The following is a 22,344-nucleotide window of genomic DNA, read 5'->3' as shown; positions in this document are numbered from 1 at the left end:
AAAGATATGAGAGAAAGCAACATAAAAAAAATACAACCTATTCTCATTTTATTTATGGAACAGGTTGCAAGGGTAATATTTAATATATTTAGACAATTATAAACCATCCTAACTTGATGAGATTGATTGGCTCCTGATATTAAAAATGAATGTACGCTTTCACACGTTCTGATCCGTATTTGTTCATGGAGTCTGCTAAGTCCAATTTTACTGCTGAAATTAATTTAAAGAATTTTTTCATTTTGTTGACCTCCTGTTAATTGATTATGAATTCATGATAATATGTTGGTTAACTTTTGACAAAGTTCAAGAAAACGGAAACAATGACTATGTAAGCGAATGAAATGTAGTATTATCTCCTTATTTCTCTATTTATCTTTGTTTTTCATCGAATTATTCAGAAAGGTAAGGGACTAGACCAATTCGTTATTCAAAAGAATCATGGGGACGGTTCTCGTGATTCCGAATCAGAAGAACCGTCCCCATGAGTCACCCATGATTAAAGGAAAGCTATGTATAATCAGTGGTGTAAGTTTATGCTTTTTATGTAATAATTATTTTGTAGAAATGTAAATTTACAATTCATACATAGTGAAAGTGGTGATTATGGTGGCAACGGGAACACATATAGTAGAAATTCCAGTAGATGTACAAGCAGTTTGGGATTATGTTAGTGATCTTGAAAAATGGGCGACGTCAGTACCAGCCTATAAAGAACATGAAATCATAAATGACAAGCAATCTATTTGGACATTTGAAGGTAGTTTGAAAGGTATTAAAAAAACAATACAAGCGCAGGTAGATATTACTGAATGGAATGAACCTTCAAATGTTAAGTTTGAACTAAAAGGTTTATCAGATAATTTTACCGGAAGCGGTCACTTTACTGCAGAAGATGTAAATGGTAAAACAACCATGACTTGTACGGTGAACGTTCATGCAGGTGGATTATCAGGTGCGGTGTTAACACCCATTATTAAATGGGCTGTTCCAAAGGTAGCATCTCGTTTAACAGAATCTATCGCACGTAAAATTCTGGTATTCTCATAGTTTTCAGTGGTTTTTCGTGGAATATTGTTGCTTGATATCATTTCAACAATAATTGCATGTTAAGATTTTTTTAAGGATAAGAGTTTATTATTAAGACAAGCTTTTTCAGACCCCCTTTTATATAGAATTATTTGGATGCCTTCATTGATTATTTACTAATAATCTTGAGGGCTATTTTTTGTGCTTTTTTGAAGGGCTTTCCTGGAAGGACCATGGTGAGGATTCTGATGGCTTACCGTACTTTTGAGATGGATTCTAATGGTAAATGGGTACTTTTTTTAACCACAACTGGGCATATTGGTAAATATGGATTTGCACTGCATCAAGTACGCGTGAGGGCGAAAATAAGTTTCCTATATCCAAGTGGAAACCGCTTTTGGAGGTTATGGGAATCCAGACAGGGCTAATTAAATACTGATGGATTTTTTGAGATACTTTTAAATATGATGTCTTGCCCTTAATCTAGTAACCTGCAAAAGTAAAATAAGCGGAGATTTTCCGGTTAAATGCAGAATGGAGCTTGTTTCGAGATATATAAGCGGAGTTTTTCCGCTTATGCAAAGCAAAGTCCCCCATTTTCGAATTTTTTGAGTAAATAGGCGGAATTTCTCCGTTTATTTAAGCTTTTATTAATAAGAATTACCAATTAGGCGGAATTTTTCCGTCAATTTTACAGATCGGGTGCTTAACCTGATCCCCCAACCGATAAGTGCGATATATGAACTATTAAAATTCGTTACTTCCAGATATTTGTAATAGGTTCACTAGTTTTAGCCTTGCCTGCATGGGATAGCCCATAAATATCCTCTATTGTTCTTAATAAGTTAAAATGGTTCACATTTTGATTATATTGACCTGTTTTTACCATTGGTCCCACAAAGAAGGTGGGAATGATATTTTTATCTGTTCCTTCATCTTCATCCCATGTAACGATTAAAAGGCTGTTATGTGTTTTTGCCCATTGGACATAGTCATCGATGTGTTCTTTTAACCAATTGTCCGCTTCCTTGACAGTCCCATCATGCATATCTGTATCAACCGTTGGAATCACAAAAGAGACCGTTGGTAATTTTGAGAGATCTTTTGGGAAATTGGTTAACGGTTGATTAGTCTCTTTTGGAATATTCGCAAAGTTTGACCAAGGATTGTGCCTTCGAGCATATCCATTATCCGCATACTCCTTATTATAGCCGACGGAAGGTTGCCCCTCTGAGTATCCCATAAATGAGTAATTCTTTTCGATTAATTCACTGGCCAAATTATCAGTAGAGAATTTGGACTTTGGCTTCTTGTCATCTGTCACTCCTTGATTGGATCCTGAAAACAAATCTAAATAATTTGGCTGGCTCGGATGAGTGATTGCGTGATAATTTGTAAAGTTAGCGCCTTGCTTCATTAATGAATTCATATAGGGGGCGGATGAATCACCAAGAATCTGGTTTTTGGAGTGGTTTTCTTCCACCACAATCAAAATATGGTCAATCTTCGGCAGTGCTGCTGTTTCTGCCTCCTTATGTACAGTGTTGTCTGGTGAGGTCAGGGTCTTCTTTGGTGTAGATTGCGAACAGGCACTTAACGCGATCATCAATCCTACTCCTGCCATTAAGAGCCTCGACTTTTTAACCAATCATTATCCCTCCATTACCAATTTATACTAGAAGGATACCACCAACCATCCCTTAAGGCGAATGGGTAAAGATAAAATTTACATTAAATTAAGAGAAGCATGGGGACGGTTCTAGTGATTCCTTTTTAGTCATTTTTCAAGAAGTATGGGGACGGTTAAATAAACTAGTATAAAAAATTCAAACATATCTTCCTGAAAACGTGCAAAAAGCAGTGTTCCATAGAGAAACACACTGCTTTTATAAATGTTTTTATATGTGCTTTTTGCTATGCGGGTACCTCAAAAGAGAACGGCTTACTAAAATACTAGCCATGTTTAATTCTAGTTAAATGACACAGTTTTTGCTCATTTAAGTGAAACACAAAAATAGAAATTAGATTAAAACCATGTCCTTTTTGATATGAGCCTAATATCCATAAAACAAACTTCCATTTTATTTGCAAAGAACAGTTTGTTTTAGTTTTATTAGCGAATCATGTTAGGAGTTTAACAAGCCGTTACTTGTTCTAAATTCTTTTCCATTACCACTGTTTTAACAGGGTAACCATTAGGATTGGTTACAACTTCTTCTTCAGAAACAATATAACCCATTGCCTCGTATAAACTTATATTTTTAGATAATGAAGCTCGAACTCGACATTCCATTTTCATTTTTCCATTTTCACTAGCATATTTCTCAAGCCACAATAAAATAGCCTTTGCAATCCCCTTTCCTCTTGCGTGTGGTGTTACAGATAATCTTGAAAAATATAACGAATCTCCTTTGATTTTAAATCTTGAAGAACCTAATGGTTCCCCATCTACAAAGCACAATAAGACTTTTTCCGAACCATTTTTAAGTACATTTAGCAAAGTATCTAGTGATTCATTTAATGCACTTGAAGGAACTTCAAGGAATCGATATTCTTCAAACGCCTCTAACATAAGCCTATGAACAATTGGAGTTTCTTTCTCATCTGCTAACCTTATTTCTAAATTCATATTTTCTCCCTCACAATAGATTTCCGAAGCCAACCACACTAACTTAGTTTCTATAGTTAAAAATATCACACAAAAAATTAGATAGATGGTTTATGTAAAAAAATCTACCAAGGTTTTTTGGTCTAAAATTAACTTTTTAATTTATATGGACTCCAGGTAACTTGTCCAGTTGTAATTTATAGCATTCTCAATTTAATGTTTTATAAGATACTAGAAATGGTAGAATACCCAAACAACTTCATACCTCCAATCATATTATATAGCAAGTCCAATATAGAAAGGAGGTCCTTTGTAGTGCAATTAAATTATGAAAGTGCGAAGCATTTAGAAGGTAGGATCATACGCTTCCGACATGAAAATGGTGAATGGGTCGTAGGTAGAGTCGTAAATGTTAAAAAAGATGGTCTGGAAATTGAGGAATTAAATTCTTCCCGCTCAAATAATAGTGATGGATATGCCTTTCCATTCTTTTGTCCATTCTTCTGCCCATTTAGATTTTTCTTTTTTGACCCCTTCTTCTGTTTCTTTTAAATGATAGGAAGGAACTGTAGGGCATTAGACATATTTTGAATAACAAAGGTCATCAGGATGCTTGTTGTACAAGCATTTCATTCTTTTCCTAATATGATATTTTAAAAGGTGGTGATAATTATGTCAGATCGAAATTGGAAGAAATACTCACCAGCATATGGCTATGTGGCACTCACAGGTTCAGATTCAGAGACTATTCCAGTCAATCCAATGGAAAATGTAAGATTTAATCAACATGGGGCTTTGGAAAATATAAAGTTTTCCCCATCCAGCGGTACATTAACTGTTTTAGAATCAGGGGACTATAAGATAGAATATATTTTGCTCATTGGCGGTCCTAAGTCAACATCGGTATATGGTATATTCTTGAATCATATTCCGGTTAGTCTTACTGATTATGGCATCACAAGGCAAGTGGATAATGCTATTCTTATGCTTACTGGACAGGCTATTATCCATATTCCCCGTAACACCAAGATCCATCTTAAAAATATAGGAAGAACTACTGATATCCTATTACCGTTTGTAATAGATGCCGGGAAATCTATTCCAGTTAATGCAGCATCGTTATCGATTGAGAAACTTAATTGATACCATTAAAAACGAGGCTCATTATAAAAGGGGAGTTATATAGGGCCTGTTAACAAACAGTCAGCGTGGAATTATTTGGGGTTATTGACAATTAAATGGGAAATTCAAAAAACCTGTATAGAATTTATTAAATACAGGTTTTTTATATATTCATCCGAGCCAGGGACCATAAATGATAATGAGCCCATCTATTTATACCTCAGTAAAAAATACTGTATTTGGCCATTAAAAAATACTATAAAAGGCATCATTCGAGTTCTTGCAGATTCGCACTTTGCAGTTTGTACGTTTCTAAATCAAAAATTTTCTTCTTAATTTGTTCTAAACATTGCTGGACATTTTGATCTCTATTATATTCGTTAGAATCATTACATATATATGATTCTACCAATACATATCCATTGTGAAGCTGTACTGCTACAATCGTACAATTCCCAAACAGTTCCACAATCTCCATATTCGATTTTTCTAGGACAGACTCAGCTTCCATTCGTGATGGTTGGCTGGTCCATTCTTGTTCCTTCATTTTTTTATAGTCCTCCACTGATAATGACGCAGGTTCAAATGCCATCTGAAATGCCGACTGTGTGATTTCAATTACCTCATTAGTATATAAATCTCGTACCTTTACCTTTCCATTTCCCATCATTTCCAACAATTCTACTTTATTAGATGTACCCTTAACCTGATATACCCTCATTGATGTTTTCCCTCCATAAAAGATTAAACTTATCTGTAACATAGCTTATTCAATCATTCTCAAAGAGGTGAGGCTTACAAGTGTTTCTGAAGGGATTGCCAACTTTGCTGGTTCTTTTGGACTTTCCATTGGATAAAATGGATGTGCTGGGATTTATCTAGCGATGCTGTCGGTAATGGAAGCCCCAACGATCTATTCCACTAACACACCATTTTCCTAAAAAAATTAGTTCGTCATTTTCTTCATTCTAATTCGGTTTAAAATTTGATAATAAATTATTAGGGCAGTTGCTATACTTGCTAAACCACAAATTAAGAACAAAGGGAACATTATACGACCATCGACTGTCTGAGAATTAGAAGTAAAATAACTAAACAAAAATAATCCTCCACCTAAAAAGAACAGGTAATAAGCAAGCCAATTCTTCTCTTTTTTTAAGGTATAGTATCCAATAAGAACTAATAAATATAAACACTCAAACATAATCCCAGTTTAGTTCAATAATTTGTTTAAGTGCATTTCTTCACAATGTAGAAGATAAAGTTCTGTCGTCTTAACCAAAAATATTTCCTTATTTACTATTTTTTAGCTATTTTTAATAGTGAAACTCCTTAAAAAACATTTATAATATATCTAGACACCTAATGTGGACAGATCTCTCAAAAATTTTTGTATTTATAGAGGAGGTAATAAAATGCAAACATCTAAAAAAATTACAGTAGAAACAATAGTTCAAGCACCATTAGAAAAGGTATGGAAGTATTGGACAGAGCCAAATCATATTACAAAATGGAACAATGCTTCAGATGAGTGGTACACACCATTTGCCGAAAATGATCTAAGATCAGGTGGTAAATTTGTTTCAAGAATGGAGGCCAAAGATGGCAGTGCTGGTTTCGATTTTGGTGGAATCTATGATGAAGTAAATTTACATGAGGTTATTGCTTATACCATGGGTGATGGAAGAAAAGTAAAAATCAATTTTAAAGCTCAAGAAAACGAAACCGAAGTAATTGAAACTTTTGATGCTGAAACTACACATCCGATTGAGTTTCAACAACAAGGATGGCAGGCGATTTTAAATAATTTTAAAAAATATGTTGAGCAAACAAACGATTAGAAAAGCTGCTCTAGTTATCATTTTTATAAGTGATTAAAATCAATTAGTGGCGTATCTGGATATAAAATAACTACAGATACTGCCATTTTTTATTTTTTCCTTTATTGTACTAGGCCTGCAACGTTAGTGCAGTAAGCATCGCTTTACAAATATGATTATAATAGGAAGTTTGCATATTGTGAGAGCAAACATCAAAAAGCCCGGTATCTAGGAATAGGAAAACCGGGCTTTTTGCTAGGGTTTACAACTATGTCATCCGTTAGAGATTGGTAGATCTAGGGCCGTAATAAATATAACATTTCTTGTTTACAGTTTAGTTAATGGACAGGGGCAATTTGGTAACATTTCCATTACTTTTGAGGAAACACTCAGCTTATATGTAAAATGTTTATCTAGATTCTTTTGAAATTTCATTTTTGTTAAAATTAATGTTGTTTGTCCAAGACTAATTACAAAAACAAAAAGTACAAAGCCTAATTGAATAAATTTAGTTGTTCTAACGTTACTCTAAATTTTATGTGATTGTACTTGAGAAACAGTAACAGCAGTTATCTTTGAACGAGACTAACTAATACAAAAAGTATATTAGTGTTTATGTCATTCACCCCTACCTTTCAGTCATCTTTTTTCTTAAAAAGTCCTCAAATGTAACTGTTCCCACTTTTTGAATTGGATTAGTGTTTTTACCCTCCAATAAAGTTTTGTAAAGTTTTCCTGGAAAGGGGAAGCTATAAACTCTATTTGGTTGATTATTTATTCCAATTTTCAAATCCGCCATTTCTCTTAGTGTCATTATTTTTGGGCCTGCAAAATCATCAGTTTTTCCTAGAGGGCCTTTATCCGTTAGTTTAATTAAATGATTGGCAAATTCACCTACATCCACAGTTTGAAACTTGATGTTCCCAGGAATAAAATACCCTTTAAAAACAGGCTTTGACAAAAACAAAGAATCAACAAAGCTATGGAACTGAGTTGCACGAACAATTGTATAAGGAATAAAACTTTGTTTTAGCACTTCTTCTGCTTCATATTTATACTTGTAATATTTAAATGGTATATCTTCAATACCGACAATCGATGGATAAATAAAGTGTTTTATGTGTGTGAGCTTACTCAAAAAGTTTGAGAGCCCTAATACTTCAATTTCTTTGGTTTTTTTCATTGGGCTAGTTGCTGCGTGAATAACCACATCTATATCTTTTGCTGCCTCTTCTAATCCTTGACCTGAGAGCATATCACTATAAACCCAGTCAAAGTTTTCTCCACATTTAGGTTTTCGTCTTGAAGTCATTTTGACACTACAATCACTATCTTTAAGTTGATTAAGTACTGCTGAACCTAGTTGCCCTGTTGAGCCCGTTACTAATATCCTCAAAAATATATCCCTCCCTTTTCAATTAATTTTCTTTTATTGTAGTATTCACAAGGTTTAGACTTTATGCAACTAACCTGCCATTTAGCACATTAGAAAACGGGATCGCCACAGCCATCCCATCTTTTACATATGCACCCGTTTGTTTATGTGAAATCCTTCACAAATTATTCCTTTTGGCAATAAAAGTACCTTAATTAGGATGTTACTTTTAACTTTTTAAAGATTTCACCAGCCCATTTATTGATTAAGGTCGAAACGATCTGAACATTCGACAAACATACATATTCGTCATTCATATAATATAACGATTTAATCAGACTTACTAGAAAATGAGAGGAGAGGATTGATCTAATGTTTCCGAAGAATTCCTTTGATTATATTGTAATCGGGGCTGGAACTGCTGGAGGAGTGATTGCAAAAAAATTATCAGATGACAAACCTACATCTGTTATGGTCCTTGAACCAGGAACGAATATGGTTAAAGAACTTAGTAGTCCTTCTGGTGCGGTATCAGGGATTTTGGCTACTGATAATAGGCATTCCTTTAATATGTTTACAAATGCAGAGCCTAGTATTGGGAATCAGCAGCTTAGAATATCGAGCGGCAGAACGATTGGGGGAAGCTCCGAACATAATGCCATGTATGCCGTACGGGGAAGCGGTGAACTTTATGATGAATGGGCACGCTTAGTTGGCTCTCAATGGAGTTATGACAATGTCAGTTCTTTATTTATAAAAAATGAAACATATACAGGAAGGACTCAAGAACCTGAAGAACGCGGAAGAAGCGGACCCATTTTTGTTAGACAGCAAATCATTCCAAACGATGGGATAACTGTTACGTTAGCAAGAGCAGCATCAGATGTATTAAATATTCCTATTGTGGAGGATTACAATACCGGTATCAGGGATTGTACATTTTACAAATCACAATTTTTAAATAAGGAAGTGAATGGACACTTCGTTCGCTCATCTACTGCTACAGGATATTTAAATGGAAAAATTGTCACACAAGGAAATGAGTTTCATCCAGATGAAGTTGGAGTTGGGCGCAGAAATTTAGTTATTTTCTCCAAAACAACAGTGAATAAAATTCTTTTTGAGCAAGATGGAACCATTCAAGTCGCCGTGGGTGTTGAATTTGTCCGAAACGGTAAAACAAATAGAGCATACGCTAAAAAGGGGATTATCGTTTGTGCAGGTAATTTTTCCTCTGTTATTTTACAACGTTCTGGAATTGGGGACCCGGATGACCTAGCTAGAGCGGGTATTGAAACACTTATTAACAGCCCCAATGTAGGGCACAACTTTCAAGCCCATTTTACAATCGGAATGGGTGTAAGAGTTAATACCCAGAGAATTTTAGATCTGATGTCTGCCGATCCAGACAATCCATTTCCACTGGGTGCTTTTAAAGGTGACGGAAGAAGTGGAGGTCGTCGCCTACAAATATATGGATCCCCAACACCAACGTTTCTTCCTACTCAAGATGTACTAGCTAAAAACTGGGCTTTTGATCCTGAAAAGAAAAGCAATATTATGAGCCTTGGACTTTTTGACCTAAACCCAAAAAGCAGGGGGACTATATTAGCTGCACACAGCGATCCTGAAGCTTATCCTTCCATCGACCTTAATCCGCTTGGAGACCCTGATGACCTGGCTTTTATGGTTGATCAGTATATCCAGGCATATCACATTATAAAGAAAGCACGGGAACTTGACCCTGATGGCATTTACAAAGTGGTATACCCATCTGAAAAAATCTTTGAGATGAGTAATAGGGAAGAACAGCGTAAAAAATTAGAAAGTTACGTAAAGGCTTCATATCGCAATATCTTCCACTTTGGAGGTCAATGCAAGATGGGCAGGAGTATTCGTGACGGCGTTGTAGATGGATATCTAAATGTCTTTGGCACTATGAACCTGAAAGTCGCCGATCTTTCTATCTCCCCCATTTTACCTGATGGCAACACTACCATACCGGCACAAATGATTGGTTTAAATGCTGTTAAATTTATTCAGGACGAAAAATAAGTAATGGTTACAGTGAACTGGAAGAAGCATGGGGACGGTTCTCGTGATTCCATACAAGGCATAATGGTCATGATGTAGTTGCTTATGGATTGCAGAGATATCCTTATCTCAAACATCGCTTAGTGATAAATTTGCATTTAAGTGGGGCTACGAAACAATAGGAAATGTAGAAGATAAAGAGAATCAAAAGGATAGAAGTAACTTGTTTTACCTAATATCATGTTTAATTAAACGTTTAATTGGTGTTGAATAAAGGGAAAATGAGAAGAGGAATGTAGATTAACAGGAATAGTTGTCATTTTCCGGGGAATATTGTTGTTTTATGTATATTTAATTTCGATAAATATTCTTACATGTTAAGGTTTTTTTAAGATTAAGAGGTTATTATGAAGACAAGTTTTTTCTGACCCCCTTTTTATATATAATGACTGGATGCCCTTAAGGATTGTTTTCGAACAGACTTGAGGGCTATTTTTTTTCATTATGGGGAATAGCCAAGTAAGAACTATCGATATAGGCATTTAATAAGAGCTTTTTATTTAGAATTCATTGAGGTGAACCTTATCATAAGTAAATGAGGTTTTTTAAATATGCTGAAAGGCACAATTCTTATGGAATTGAGCCTTTCATACAAGATGGATGCATCTAGTTAAAGTGTTCTAAATAACCGAAAAGGATTAAGAATGGTAGCAAATCCGTAAATCTAGTTTAATGCAAATCCATACTGATCCCAGGCACAATTTTTTCATTTCCACCATTTCTTTTGAATGGCGACTGCAATCTGCATTCTTGCTTCTTCCAATTGATCTGAGTGGTGGGGGACAGACCCCCACTGCTTTACTGCTATTGTTTATGATCGATTTTCGGTTCCGCCGCCAGTGTGTCCTGTTTGTTCGTGTGTTTTTTCATCTACGAGCTGTAACAGCAACGGCACAAGCACATATCACAACCATAGTATCTAAAGAAGATAATAAATTATTTGGCAAAAGCATCTCATTTGATTTTCCTGGATCGAAAAGGGCATTATTTTTGGTCGTTACTGGAGAAGTGACTGCAGGTGTTGACTTGAAGAATTTGACTAAAAAGGACATCACTTTGGATACCAACACGAAGGCGATTCTTATCACTTTACCGCATGCCACCATTGTCCAAGCACCATCTATCTACTTAAAGAACATTTAGACCTTTTCAAGTGAAGGCATGTTTCGTAGTGATGTCAATTGGGATGAAGGGTTCAAACAAGAAGATCTTGCTAAACAAAAAATAAAAAAGGAAGCCACTCAGTCTGGTCTTTTAAAAACTGCTGAAGATAACGCTCGCCTTGCCCTACAAGATTTTTTAAAAAATCAAATTATACTATTACTTTCAAATAATCGGTTGCGGCGGCACCTGTGTTAATAAGTGGTTTATAAGATTCTCCCTCAAACTAATGTAATGGTTTGGGGGATTTGAAACCTCCCTAATTCTCTTTATCTGATAGACGGAAAAATTCCGCTTAATTAGCAATTAGCATTTAAAATAACTTAAATAGACGGAGAGATTCCGCTTATTGACTCGAAAAATGCGAAAATAGGGAATTTTGCTTGGCATAACCGGAAATCCTCCGTTTATTTACCCCGAAATGAGCTCCCACGCTACATTTAAACGGATAATCTCCGCTTATTTTAATTTCGCTGGTTACTTGATTAAGGATAAGAATTCTTATTTTAAAAGGAAGTAAGATGAAAACCATAGATGACGGTTTTTGATAAAAAGGGTGCTTTTTAGCATAAATCCAAGAAAACCTCATTTAGGATTCATTGTAGTGAACGTACCATAAGTAAATGAGGTTTTTCTAAAAAATAGTAGCAGCACCTTTCTCTGGATAGTGGGAGAGGTGCTTTTTTGATATTTGCTCAGTGTGAGTATATAGGAAAAAAGTGGACATTCGTACAAGCGATAGGAAAAAAGCGGAATAAGATAATTTAACGATTAATTGGAAGTGGGGTGCTGACAAATTGAAAAAGGCAATAATTACGGGTATTACCGGTCAAGATGGATCGTATTTAACGGAGTTTCTTCTTAAAAAAGGGTATGAAGTTCATGGCATTATTCGCAGGAGTAGCTCCCTTAACACCGAGAGAATTGATCATTTATTGAAACGCCATGAACAGGATAAGCTGTTTCTCCATTACGGAGATTTAAATGATTCAAATAGTATAAGTAAATTAATTTACGTCATTCAACCTGATGAATTTTATAATTTGGGAGCACAGAGTCATGTACGTGTTTCCTTTGATATTCCCCAATATACCTCTGATGTTAATGCGATGGGTACGTTAAGAATCTTAGAATGCATTAAAGAAGTGAATCCGAAGATTAGATTTTACCAAGCTTCATCCAGTGAACTATATGGCATGGTCAGAGAGATTCCTCAGAATGAAAACACACCCTTTTACCCAAGAAGCCCTTATGCAGTAGCAAAGCTTTATGCGTACTGGATTACAGTGAACTATAGAGAAGCGTATGATCTATTCGCCTGTAACGGGATTCTATTTAATCATGAATCACCTAGAAGAGGTGAAACTTTTGTAACCAGAAAAATAACTACTGGTATTGCAAATATTATCAAAGGTAAACAGGAAAAACTCATTTTAGGAAATTTAAATGCCAAAAGGGACTGGGGTTTTGCGGGAGATTATGTGGAAGCCATGTGGTTAATGCTTCAGCAGGATCAACCGGATGACTATGTGATTGCAACTGGCGAAACCCATACAGTAAGGGAATTTTGTGAACTTGCCTTTAATTATGCGGGGATAAATTTAATTTGGTCAGGTGATGGATTAGATGAGAAAGGGATCGATGCAGATACTGGGAAAGAATTGATTGCGATTAGCAGTGAGTACTTTAGACCAAGCGAAGTCGATTTACTGTTAGGAGATCCTGCGAAGGCAAAAAACAAACTTGGCTGGGTGCAACAAGTTTCTTTTAAACAACTTGTTGAAATGATGGTAAAAAGTGATCTAAATGGTTAACCCATCATGTATAGCAAAGGGGGTTAAAAAAAGTGGAAACGAATAGCCGTATTTATGTGGCAGGGCATACTGGTCTTGTCGGGTCAGCCATTATAAGAATTCTTAACAAGCATGGTTATCATAATATCATTAGTAAAACGCATAAAGAGCTTGATTTAACTAACCAGGAAGCAGTTGAAAGGTTTTTTTCAGAAGAAAATATTGAATATGTTTTTTTGGCAGCCGCCAAAGTGGGCGGCATCGGTGCAAATAATGCTTATCCTGCTGACTTTATTATGGAAAATCTGCTTATCGAATGCAATGTAATCAAGAGCGCCTTTAACCATAACATAAAGAAGCTTTTATTCTTGGGGAGTTCTTGTATTTATCCCAAGCATTGCCCACAGCCAATTAAAGAAGAATATTTATTAACAGGACCGCTGGAGCCAACAAATGAGGCGTACGCACTTGCAAAAATTGCTGGACTAAAAATGTGCCGATACTATAAGGAACAGTATGGATCCAACTTTATTAGCGCAATGCCCACTAATCTTTATGGTCCAAACGATCGATTTGATTCAGATGATTCACATGTCCTTCCAGCCATTATTTCCAAAATGGAGGCTGCCAAAAAATTCAATGATCCTTATGTTGAATTATGGGGAACAGGGAGCCCTCTTCGAGAATTTTTGTATGCAGATGACTTGGCAGAGGCTTGCGTATTCTTAATGAAAAACTATGATGGAGTCGAACACATAAATATTGGAACTGGATTGGATTTAAGTATTCGCAACGTTGCGGAGATGATTAGAAGAATCGTTGATTATAAAGGCAAGATTGTGTTTGATGCAAGCAAACCGGATGGAACACCCAGGAAATTATTAGATGTCACAAAGATAGCAAACATGGGTTGGAAACCGAGGATCAGTTTAGAAGAGGGTCTTAAATTAACCTATGAATCTTACCTTAAGACTAAACAATCTTAAACTTTATAAGTCTATAAAAAGGAGTGTGTTAATTGGAAAAATATGCCGTAATTATGGCGGGGGGTTCGGGGACAAGGCTCTGGCCTCTCTCCAAAGAACATAAACCAAAACAGTTTATAAACCTGGATGGCAAGAAATCCTTCCTTGTCCAAACAATTGAACGAATATGTGAAGTGATTCCATCTGAAAATTGCTTTGTTATTACAAATAAAGATTACTTACAGCTTACTGAGGAAGATGTTAACGGGTTAATTCCCGTATCAAATATCATTATTGAGCCATTAAAAAAAAACACAGCAGCGTGCATTTCCTACGCAAGTCTCTTTTTAGAAAAAAAATTTGGTAAAGGGGTTGTTTGTTTTATTCCTGCGGATAGTTTTGTAAGGAATAAGGCCGCCTATTTAAATGCCATCAATCAGGTCTATCAGGAAGCTGAATGCAGGGGAAAAATGATGATTATTGGGGTAAACCCAACTTATCCTGCCACCGGATTTGGATATATTCAAATAGATTCCGAGGATGAAAAGGGAATTTCAAAGGTTGTTCAATTTAAGGAGAAACCAGATTTAGAAACGGCAAATGATTATATCAAAACAAATCAATATTTATGGAATAGCGGTATCGTGGCCGGACAATTGGAGTCGTTAATAGCGGGAATTAAACATATCATGCCCAAACACTACGAAAGTTTGACTAATGCTCTGACCAGTAATGATCTTTCAACTAATATTGAAGCAGCCTACAGCCAATTAGAGGATATTTCCTTTGATTATGCCTTCCTTGAAAAATTTCAAAACCTTCATGTCGTTAAAGGATATTTTGATTGGTTTGATATCGGAAGCTTAGATGCTATATCCATTCTGGCCGGGACAGATGAACATCATAACTCAGTCATTGGGAACCATCTAGGTATCGATACTGAAAATTCTACTATTTATAGTTTGGATAGCTTCATAACAACGATAGGACTCAAGGATATTATCATTATTGAGACGGAAGGGATTATTTTGGTTTGTAAGAAAGAAAGGGCACAGGAAGTCAAGGATCTTGTCGCGATGCTTAAGAAAAGCGGGTACGAGAAATTTTTATAGGAGGAAAATTACGATGACTTACAAAACAGTGCCGTATTATCATAATCCATCCAAAAAAATCTTGCTTGCTACTTCTATTTCACCTAATAGAATTGATATACAACAGATGGCAATTGCTACATGGCTAAAGCTGGGCTTTTCAGTAGTTTCATTAAATACAAAGGAAGAGGCTGCCATTCTTCAACAACATTTCCCGCATATCCAGTTTCATGTCGTCGAGAGAAGTGCGAAGGAAAGGTATGGAAAACCATATGTGTATATCTATGATTTCATGCGCTACCTGGATCGTACAGACTACAAGATTGTCGGAATCATCAATTCAGACATCCACTTTAAAGGCGTAAAGAATGATTTCATAGATTTTATATACAAAGAAGCACTGGACAGCCTTGTTTACGGTCACAGGCTTGATGTTAACCATCTTGATGACAACGATGGAACCCTAAGCAATGGGGTTGATTATTTCTTTTTTGATAAAAACTTAATTTCCATTTATAAAGACGAAGGACTTTGTATGGGACAACCTGCTTGGGACTGGTGGATGGTCTGTGTGGCAGCTGCCAATAACAAAACGACAAAGCGGATGTTGAGCAAGATTGTATTGCATCAAATTCATCCACAGGAGTGGTATGAATCCCTTAACCAATATTTGATTGAGAGTATTGTGTTTAAAAAATATCTTCAGAAAATGTATCCGAACGCAACTAAAAACGAATTAAACAGTAAAATGTGGAAGATTGTTATTTCCAAAAGGGGAATTGAATATCCTGGCCAGGAAAATCCTTTAAAATCAAAACCTGGCAATTTAAAATCCATCTTAGTTGTTACATCCATAGGGCCTAATCGAATTGAAGTCCAAAGAAACGCCATAAGGACATGGTTAGAAAGCGGTTTTGATGTGGTGTCTGTAAATACAAAAGAGGAAGTAGAAAAACTGAAACCACATTTTCCTGAAATCAAGTTCCATATTGCAGACAGAAGTGCTAAGGGGAACTATGGTAAACCATACATCTATATATATGATTTAATGAAGGTTCTGGAAAGTTCCGATTATACAGTTGTCGGAATTATCAATTCAGATATTCATTTTAAAAATGCAAAGCCAGATTTAGTAAACGTGATTTATGAACAAGCACTGGATAGTCTGGTATATGGTCATCGAATCGATGTCAACCATATTAATGATTCCTATGGAAACATGAGTAATGGGGTTGATTATTTCTTTTTTAATAAAAATTTGATCAAAATATTTGAGGATGATGGGCTCTGCATGGGGCAGCCGGCGTGGGATTGGTGGATGGTTTGCCTTCTAGCCGCCAAACATCAAAAAACAAAACGAATATTAAACCCTATTGGATATCATGTCATTCATCCTCAGCAATGGGATGAAGGTCACAATGAATATCTAATTAATAGCATCGTGATAGAAAAGTATCTTAAAAAATTGTATCCGGGTTTGAGTCACTATGACTTACACAGTAAAATGTGGGACATCGTTATTTCAAAAAGCGGGATTGAAATTTAAATAATTATTATTATCCAATAAACGGAATCTTTCAAGTTAACAACCGATCCACTATATTTTTCTGCAACATTACTATCCTCATAAAAGTCCTGCCTTCTATTCAATTCTATCCTTTTATTAGGGATGTCATCAGCCCTTTAACGCAAAAGGATGACGGTCTTTCTTAATGATTCAAGGAGGAATAGGGGGATTATGTAATTTACACATAATCCCGTATTGTTTTATTGTTATACTATTTTTTCCTCAATCCCCCATAACTTCCGCAGTTCGGTTGGTATAAGAAATGGGGTATATTCATAATCGGTCATGGCAAGTGACTGGCGCTTAATTAACGCTAATCCAAGCCGATTGACCATACTTCCAAAAAAGCCCGTATAATCCGAATCAAGAAAAAAACCCATTAGCTCTTTGTATTTCATAAGGTTTTGCCAATTGGAGTGCGGGACATCCATCCAGTCTGCTATTTCGTCTCCTACGGTTTCCCGAATTAGGGCAGGGATTATGTTGTCAAACATCTGGCCGGGAATGAGGCCTGCATGAAACTCAAGTAGTGCACGGGTCATCTGAATGCCTTCAGGAGAAGGTCCATGATGTCTTTTTTTAATCATTTTTTCCAACTGAATTGCTTCTTCCGTGGTTTCTGGGAGAATATCCTTCCGAACTCCTAGCATGGCTCCAACAACTTTCCAAAAGTACAGGTAATCTTCCGCCTGTTTTTCTGTTACTTTCATACCTAAATGACGAAGTCCATCTATGATAACAATGGAAAAGGTTAATAGGGTACCAAGCAGATCCTCCTGACAGATAGGGATGCCATTCTCTTTCTCATCCCATCTGCCGGTCTTTTGAACCAAATTCCGAATGGCTGAATGCATTAAGCGGACTTTTTGAATGGCTTTGATTCCTTGTCCCCTGGGTTCAAGTCCGCCTGGCGCCATGACATGAAGAACAAATTGCCCAGTTTCTGCTATCCTGCGGTATGCATTTTGACCTAAACGGTAACTGAATGTAAGGACCTTCACACCTTTACGTGCTGCGTAACAATTCACAAGTGAGGATGTTGATAATAAGAAGGTGATGGCAATGCCATGTTCCTGAAATAAATTTGTTGCATTTCTTATTCTTGCCAAGTCCACGTCTTCTGGGCAATAAGCTGTTTCCTTGAGCCAAAATTCTATCGTATCTGGCAGCTCTTCCGGATACTCTTGGTCATTGTACATTAATTGCTTCAACAAACCATTTACGGAGCCAACCTGACAGTTCTTGAACAATTCTTCAATTATTCGGTCTGGTACTGGATCGCCTTCCATCCGTAACTTCTCCAAAAACTCATCTGTATATAACATCTCTTTCCCCCTCTTACGATTCCCTGGTAGATTAAAGACTTGAAACATTATATATATATTTCTACTAATATGAAAACATGTTGGAAGGTAACCAAGTGGTGTAGATCTCTTATATTTTTGGCATTGTAATCAATCATTTGTTCCAATAGGCTTTTGCTTCTTCCTCGAGCCCCCTTAATCTTTTGTAGTAATCAGGAAACTCGTAAAGATGAGATAGTGCAATTTTCCCCGTTATAATAGGAGCATCATACAATTGTTATAACTGTTAATGAAGTAGTTCAAATACGGATTATGATAGTAGGACAAAACACATCACTCTTAAAAAGGTAGTTATCAACACTATACGTTAATAACCTGTTTATGAGCATGTCTTCTAAACTTAAACAAATGGTGAACTCAACAATAGTTGAATAAAAAAGAGGTGACCTTCGTTATTGCTAGTCTAAATACGGTAGCTTAACAATGCCCGTTGCTAAAGTCATGATTTTCCTACGTTTATCTAAATGAAATTAATAATTAATTAATAGTAATTTTAGATAGCCTTAATTTTTGTTGTGGGAATATCTGTTAAGTTTTAATAGTAATAAAATTTGAGAGGAGAAATCTTACTATGAAAAAGAGAATGGGATTTTTATTTACAGTGGTCACTTTAATAGTAATGATGTTAAGTGCATGTGGTAACTCTACAACTACTTCTTCAAATTCAACAACAACACCTAGCAAAAAGTCAGATCATACAGCACAAACATCCAAAACTTCGGCTTCACCAAAAGAAGCTACAAAAAATGCAGCAACAGCAGCAACAGGAAAAGTAGTTGATATTAAGGTAATGGCAAAGGATTTTGAATATGATAAAAAAGAAATCCATGTTAAAAAAGGAGATAAGGTAAGAATTACTCTTCAAAGTGATGATGGTGGGCATGGCTTTGCTCTTCCAGCTTTCAATGTAAACATCCAAGGAAATAAAAGTGCTGAATTTATTGCCAATAAAACAGGTACATTTGAATACCACTGTTCTATAATGTGTGGACCAGGACATTCTAAAATGACAGGAAAATTAATTGTAGAATAGTTTTAGATCAAAAGAGTTTGGAAAAATAATCCTATATTTACCATTTTCGGTAAAAATTAGTCAAAACCAGTCCCTGAAAGGGCTGGTTTTTTATTTCCATGAAAGGCACACGGGGTGACACCATGCACCTTTAACAAACCTGCCACGTTAACCATTCTGAATATAATGGTTGTATCTCCTGAATGCCTCTTCCCATGAAACACCCTTCACCATTTCTGTCCACCAAACTACATAAGAAAGGTGTTTATCTGGATAAGGTTCTATCCAGCTGCTTCTATCTCGTAATGCCTGCATATGCTTTCCTGAATAGGTAAAGCGATATAAGGATTGAAGGCTCAAGAAATTTTAAAAGAAGAAAAAAAGAAAAGGGAATAAATCAAGGGGACGGTTCTAGTGATTCGGAATCACTAGAACCGTCCCCTTGATTTTGCAATCCCCTTCGACTTATGCTATGACTAGACTAGAATTTAAAGGATATAGGTGTGGTATGAATGAAGATAAAAGCGTTGTTTGTGGCTCCGTATGCGGCTATGGAGAATTTAATAGAAGAGTGCCGGGGGGAAGAGAATGAAATAGATCTAGACATTAAGATTGGGAATCTTCAGGAAGGTGTTGTTTTGGCAAAAAAGGCGGAAGCACAAGGATATGACGTCATCATCAGTCGTGGTGGAACTGCCGAGTTGATTGGCGAAGCGGTTGGCATTCCGGTTATCGATGTCCATGTTTCTGGTTACGATATGCTTCGCGTCTTCACTCTAGCAAATGATCTTCCAAGGAAGAAGGCGATCGTTGGATTCCCAACTATTACTCTCGGAGCAAAGGCGATTATCGACCTATTGGATATTCCGATAGATATTTTCACAATTGATGATGAAAGTGAAACAGAGCCATTACTATCAAGGTTAAAACAAGAGGGGTATCAACTCATCATAGGAGATGTCGTAACGTTTGAAACAGCCTCAAGATTGGGGTTGCTAGGAATATTGCTTCAATCGGGAAGGGAAGCCATATTTGATTCATTTAAAGAAGCGAAAATGGTGGCTCGGTGGATGTTGAATAATAAGCTCGAAATCGAGCGATTAAAGGCTGTATTACAGATGACTACAAAAGACTTTATGCTTCTTTCCCCCAATGGTGATATTGTCTATGAACAATGGACTACTTTCCATTCAAGACCTATAAAAGAAATTCCAGTGATATTGGATACAAATCAGGATGATGCTAGTGGAAAGGAAATCTCCTATATAAAAGATAATAATGGCGATACATTAAAACTAATCAAAACGAAAATAACGACAACAGAATCTTACTATCTTTTTTGTCAATTTTCTCACATGCAAATTAATCCTGCATCGGAAGAAAATATGAAGGTCAATGTGCTGGCTCCCCCACTAATTATTCATAAAAGTGAAGCCATGAATTCATGCCTAACCATGATCGATCGCTGCCTTTCTCACACTTGTTTTATCTTAAATGGTAAAAGGGGTACCCAAAAGGAATTGATTGCTCAATACATTCATTACCATAAAACACATGGGAACGGCTTATATGCTTCGATAAATGCACTGGATTTACTAGACATCCGTCTTGAAAAGATAGATAAGGATATCAAAACCATCTATATTCATTCCATTGATCTTTTAGATGATGGATTAAGAGATGCGCTTTGGAGGAAAATTGGGACTATAAAAGGTAGAGAAAGAACCATTATTATGGGCATGATTGAACCACAGCACTCATGGGATGTATATAGTGATGATATCATTCGGATTTATATCCCTTCTTTGGCCGAACGGAAAGAGGATTTAAGGGAACTTGTAACGTCATTTATTCTTCATTTTAACCAAACATTAGGGACATCTGCTATTAAAATCAAAGAAGACGGGTTAGCTTTATTGGCGAAGTATGATTGGCCCGGTAATCTAGGGGAATTAAAAGCATTATTAAAAGATGCGGTCCTCACGGAAAAGGGTTATGTAATTGAAAAAGAATTAATTGAAAGTCTGTTGAATCAGAAAGGATCTATAGATGTAGGAATTTCTTCTGATTTTTTGACGGGGACCTTAGAAGATATTGAGAAGAAAATTATTGAAAAAGTGTTAGAAGAAGAGGAATATAACCAAACCAAAGCAGCAAAACGCTTAAACATTAATCGCTCAACACTTTGGCGTAAGTTAAAAGGATAATTAAATAGGTGTTTAATAATGCAACAATTTTATTTTATCTAATTTTTATTAGAATAAAGTTGTTGCATTTTTTGTCGGATGAAGTTAGAATAAAAATTGTAATCGATTCCAAATTTATAAACTGTTTAAAAATACAACACAAGGGGATGAAATTGATATGAGAATTAAAGCAGCAATTGATAAAGTTCCAGGCGGTATGATGTTAATACCTTTACTTATTGGAGCGTTAATTCGTACATTTTTACCGGGGATCTTTGATTTACCTGAATTTAAAAGTTCTTTTACAGGGGGACTATTAACAGGAACTTCAGCTCTACTAGCGGCATTTTATATTTGTCTAGGTTCAACTATAAGATTCCAAGCAACCGGTTACATCTTGAAAAAAGGTGTAAGCTTATGGGTTGGTAAAATTGGAACAACATTTCTTATCGCTTTACTGATTAAAGCCATTTTTCCAGATCAGAACCACTTATTCTTAGGGTTATCTGCTTTAGCAATCATAGCGGCATTTTCAGATACAAACGGTGGACTTTATATGGCACTTATGGGGCAAATAGGAAAGAAAGCAGAAGATGTTGCTGCTTATTCCATTATGTCTCTTGAATCTGGTCCATTCTTTACGATGTTAATTCTTGGGGTTGCTGGATTAGCAAGTTTCCCACTCTTAGCGTTTGTTTTTGCCATCCTTCCTTTAATCCTTGGAATGATCCTTGGAAACCTTGATGAAAAAATGCGGGAGTTTTTAAGTAAGGGACAAGACGTTATTATTCCATTGTTTTCTTTAGCCATCGGTGCTGGAATTAACTTAACCAATGTCGTCAAAGCCGGATTTTCTGGTGTCATTTTAGGTGTAGCAGTGGTCGTGGTTACTGGAGTAGTCTTATTTATTATTGATCGCATTACAGGAGGAAACGGTGTAGCTGGGATTGCCGCTTCATCAACTGCTGGAAATGCTGCAGCTGTACCTATGGCCGTTGCGGCTGTTTATACTGGCTATAGTGAGATTGCTGCTACAGCAACACTTCAAGTTACTGCAGCTGTTATTGTTACTGCCATTTTCACTCCGCTAATTACAACTTGGTATGCCAAAAGGGTAGAGCAACGAAAAGCAACAGTATAACTTATGTGGAAAGAAA

The 22,344-nt window shown here is 36.1% G+C and carries 19 protein-coding genes and 2 pseudogenes; 14 read left to right on the top strand and 7 right to left on the bottom strand.

Annotated elements, in window-relative coordinates; genetic code table 11:
* Nucleotides 1-606: 606 nt before the first annotated feature.
* Entirely contained in the window at nucleotides 607-1,050 is a 444-nt protein-coding gene (locus JOC76_RS09225; protein ID WP_239557647.1) for an SRPBCC family protein, read from the top strand.
* A 736-nt stretch (nucleotides 1,051-1,786) separates the two neighbouring features.
* Here the strand turns inward: JOC76_RS09225 and JOC76_RS09220 are convergent.
* Nucleotides 1,787-2,677: an alkaline phosphatase family protein gene (locus tag JOC76_RS09220; RefSeq protein WP_239557646.1), complete on the bottom strand. Its 891-nt coding sequence runs from the start codon at nucleotides 2,675-2,677 to the stop codon at nucleotides 1,787-1,789.
* Nucleotides 2,678-3,163: 486 nt separating this feature from the next.
* Nucleotides 3,164-3,658, bottom strand: coding sequence for a GNAT family N-acetyltransferase (locus tag JOC76_RS09215; protein WP_205177316.1), 495 nt, complete (start codon nucleotides 3,656-3,658; stop codon nucleotides 3,164-3,166).
* 294 nt (nucleotides 3,659-3,952) lie between these two features.
* Between JOC76_RS09215 and JOC76_RS09210 the strand changes: the two genes are divergently transcribed.
* Nucleotides 3,953-4,189, top strand: coding sequence for a hypothetical protein (locus JOC76_RS09210; RefSeq protein WP_205177315.1), 237 nt, complete (start codon nucleotides 3,953-3,955; stop codon nucleotides 4,187-4,189).
* A 120-nt stretch (nucleotides 4,190-4,309) separates the two neighbouring features.
* Complete coding sequence (locus JOC76_RS09205) at nucleotides 4,310-4,780, top strand: hypothetical protein (RefSeq protein WP_205177314.1); 471 nt, start codon at nucleotides 4,310-4,312, stop codon at nucleotides 4,778-4,780.
* A gap of 247 nt (nucleotides 4,781-5,027) precedes the next feature.
* Here JOC76_RS09205 and JOC76_RS09200 read toward each other — a convergent pair whose 3' ends face one another.
* On the bottom strand, nucleotides 5,028-5,480 hold the full coding sequence (locus tag JOC76_RS09200; protein WP_205177313.1) for a Gp49 family protein: 453 nt from the start codon (nucleotides 5,478-5,480) through the stop codon (nucleotides 5,028-5,030).
* A gap of 79 nt (nucleotides 5,481-5,559) precedes the next feature.
* Here JOC76_RS09200 and JOC76_RS29940 point away from each other — a divergent pair.
* Together JOC76_RS29940 and JOC76_RS09195 are read left to right on the top strand one after the other, a co-directional pair.
* Nucleotides 5,560-5,673, top strand: a pseudogene (locus JOC76_RS29940) (hypothetical protein); the annotation flags it as partial.
* A 501-nt stretch (nucleotides 5,674-6,174) separates the two neighbouring features.
* Nucleotides 6,175-6,600, top strand: a complete 426-nt coding sequence (locus JOC76_RS09195; protein ID WP_205177312.1) for an SRPBCC family protein — start codon at nucleotides 6,175-6,177, stop codon at nucleotides 6,598-6,600.
* 607 nt (nucleotides 6,601-7,207) lie between these two features.
* Here JOC76_RS09195 and JOC76_RS09190 read toward each other — a convergent pair.
* Nucleotides 7,208-7,975 (bottom strand): SDR family oxidoreductase, encoded by a 768-nt coding sequence (locus JOC76_RS09190; RefSeq protein ID WP_205177311.1) that lies wholly within the window; start codon nucleotides 7,973-7,975, stop codon nucleotides 7,208-7,210.
* Nucleotides 7,976-8,326: 351 nt separating this feature from the next.
* Here JOC76_RS09190 and JOC76_RS09185 point away from each other — a divergent pair, with 351 nt between their 5' ends.
* The 6 genes and pseudogenes from JOC76_RS09185 (at nucleotide 8,327) to JOC76_RS09155 (ending at nucleotide 16,604) form a co-directional block, all read left to right on the top strand.
* The gene (locus tag JOC76_RS09185) at nucleotides 8,327-10,009 is read left to right on the top strand and encodes a GMC family oxidoreductase (protein WP_205177310.1); all 1,683 of its coding nucleotides are present in this window, start codon (nucleotides 8,327-8,329) and stop codon (nucleotides 10,007-10,009) included.
* A gap of 711 nt (nucleotides 10,010-10,720) precedes the next feature.
* Nucleotides 10,721-11,407: pseudogene (locus JOC76_RS29935) on the top strand (DUF4230 domain-containing protein).
* A 599-nt stretch (nucleotides 11,408-12,006) separates the two neighbouring features.
* Nucleotides 12,007-13,023 (top strand): GDP-mannose 4,6-dehydratase, encoded by a 1,017-nt coding sequence (gene gmd / locus JOC76_RS09170; RefSeq protein WP_205177307.1) that lies wholly within the window; start codon nucleotides 12,007-12,009, stop codon nucleotides 13,021-13,023.
* 32 nt (nucleotides 13,024-13,055) lie between these two features.
* Complete coding sequence (locus JOC76_RS09165) at nucleotides 13,056-13,988, top strand: GDP-L-fucose synthase family protein (RefSeq protein ID WP_205177306.1); 933 nt, start codon at nucleotides 13,056-13,058, stop codon at nucleotides 13,986-13,988.
* A gap of 32 nt (nucleotides 13,989-14,020) precedes the next feature.
* Nucleotides 14,021-15,079, top strand: a complete 1,059-nt coding sequence (locus JOC76_RS09160) for a mannose-1-phosphate guanylyltransferase (protein WP_205177305.1) — start codon at nucleotides 14,021-14,023, stop codon at nucleotides 15,077-15,079.
* A gap of 13 nt (nucleotides 15,080-15,092) precedes the next feature.
* Nucleotides 15,093-16,604: a hypothetical protein gene (locus JOC76_RS09155; RefSeq protein ID WP_205177304.1), complete on the top strand. Its 1,512-nt coding sequence runs from the start codon at nucleotides 15,093-15,095 to the stop codon at nucleotides 16,602-16,604.
* A gap of 227 nt (nucleotides 16,605-16,831) precedes the next feature.
* Here JOC76_RS09155 and JOC76_RS09150 read toward each other — a convergent pair whose 3' ends face one another.
* Nucleotides 16,832-17,950 (bottom strand): oxygenase MpaB family protein, encoded by a 1,119-nt coding sequence (locus JOC76_RS09150; RefSeq protein WP_205177303.1) that lies wholly within the window; start codon nucleotides 17,948-17,950, stop codon nucleotides 16,832-16,834.
* 133 nt (nucleotides 17,951-18,083) lie between these two features.
* On the bottom strand, nucleotides 18,084-18,203 hold the full coding sequence (locus tag JOC76_RS29930) for a DUF5661 family protein (protein ID WP_239557645.1): 120 nt from the start codon (nucleotides 18,201-18,203) through the stop codon (nucleotides 18,084-18,086).
* A gap of 357 nt (nucleotides 18,204-18,560) precedes the next feature.
* Here JOC76_RS29930 and JOC76_RS09145 point away from each other — a divergent pair, with 357 nt between their 5' ends.
* On the top strand, nucleotides 18,561-19,022 hold the full coding sequence (locus JOC76_RS09145) for a cupredoxin domain-containing protein (RefSeq protein WP_205177302.1): 462 nt from the start codon (nucleotides 18,561-18,563) through the stop codon (nucleotides 19,020-19,022).
* 147 nt (nucleotides 19,023-19,169) lie between these two features.
* On the opposite strand, the gene JOC76_RS09140 is transcribed toward JOC76_RS09145, so the two are convergent.
* Nucleotides 19,170-19,316, bottom strand: coding sequence for a DUF3291 domain-containing protein (locus tag JOC76_RS09140; protein WP_239557644.1), 147 nt, complete (start codon nucleotides 19,314-19,316; stop codon nucleotides 19,170-19,172).
* A gap of 197 nt (nucleotides 19,317-19,513) precedes the next feature.
* Here JOC76_RS09140 and JOC76_RS09135 point away from each other — a divergent pair, with 197 nt between their 5' ends.
* Both JOC76_RS09135 and JOC76_RS09130 read left to right on the top strand, forming a co-directional pair.
* Nucleotides 19,514-21,208, top strand: a complete 1,695-nt coding sequence (locus tag JOC76_RS09135; protein ID WP_205177301.1) for a sigma-54-dependent Fis family transcriptional regulator — start codon at nucleotides 19,514-19,516, stop codon at nucleotides 21,206-21,208.
* A 157-nt stretch (nucleotides 21,209-21,365) separates the two neighbouring features.
* On the top strand, nucleotides 21,366-22,328 hold the full coding sequence (locus tag JOC76_RS09130; protein WP_205177300.1) for a 2-keto-3-deoxygluconate permease: 963 nt from the start codon (nucleotides 21,366-21,368) through the stop codon (nucleotides 22,326-22,328).
* The last annotated feature ends 16 nt before the right edge of the window (nucleotides 22,329-22,344 follow it).

Source organism: Neobacillus cucumis (assembly GCF_016908975.1).
Classification (GTDB): domain Bacteria; phylum Bacillota; class Bacilli; order Bacillales; family Cytobacillaceae; genus Neobacillus; species Neobacillus cucumis.
The sequence above is the reverse complement of the archived record's forward strand: the minus strand, read 5'-3'. Positions and strand labels throughout refer to the sequence as shown.

Excerpts from the sequence above, each read along its gene's own strand:
- JOC76_RS09225 (WP_239557647.1), top strand. The coding sequence starts at position 607 with ATGGTGGCAACGGGAACACATATAGTAGAAATTCCAGTAGATGTACAA.
- JOC76_RS09215 (WP_205177316.1), bottom strand. The coding sequence starts at position 3,658 with ATGAATTTAGAAATAAGGTTAGCAGATGAGAAAGAAACTCCAATTGTT.
- JOC76_RS09205 (WP_205177314.1), top strand. The coding sequence starts at position 4,310 with ATGTCAGATCGAAATTGGAAGAAATACTCACCAGCATATGGCTATGTG.
- JOC76_RS09200 (WP_205177313.1), bottom strand. The coding sequence starts at position 5,480 with ATGAGGGTATATCAGGTTAAGGGTACATCTAATAAAGTAGAATTGTTG.
- JOC76_RS09195 (WP_205177312.1), top strand. The coding sequence starts at position 6,175 with ATGCAAACATCTAAAAAAATTACAGTAGAAACAATAGTTCAAGCACCA.
- JOC76_RS09185 (WP_205177310.1), top strand. The coding sequence starts at position 8,327 with ATGTTTCCGAAGAATTCCTTTGATTATATTGTAATCGGGGCTGGAACT.
- JOC76_RS09155 (WP_205177304.1), top strand. The coding sequence starts at position 15,093 with ATGACTTACAAAACAGTGCCGTATTATCATAATCCATCCAAAAAAATC.
- JOC76_RS09150 (WP_205177303.1), bottom strand. The coding sequence starts at position 17,950 with ATGTTATATACAGATGAGTTTTTGGAGAAGTTACGGATGGAAGGCGAT.
- JOC76_RS09145 (WP_205177302.1), top strand. The coding sequence starts at position 18,561 with ATGAAAAAGAGAATGGGATTTTTATTTACAGTGGTCACTTTAATAGTA.
- JOC76_RS09140 (WP_239557644.1), bottom strand. The coding sequence starts at position 19,316 with ATGCAGGCATTACGAGATAGAAGCAGCTGGATAGAACCTTATCCAGAT.
- JOC76_RS09135 (WP_205177301.1), top strand. The coding sequence starts at position 19,514 with ATGAAGATAAAAGCGTTGTTTGTGGCTCCGTATGCGGCTATGGAGAAT.
- JOC76_RS09130 (WP_205177300.1), top strand. The coding sequence starts at position 21,366 with ATGAGAATTAAAGCAGCAATTGATAAAGTTCCAGGCGGTATGATGTTA.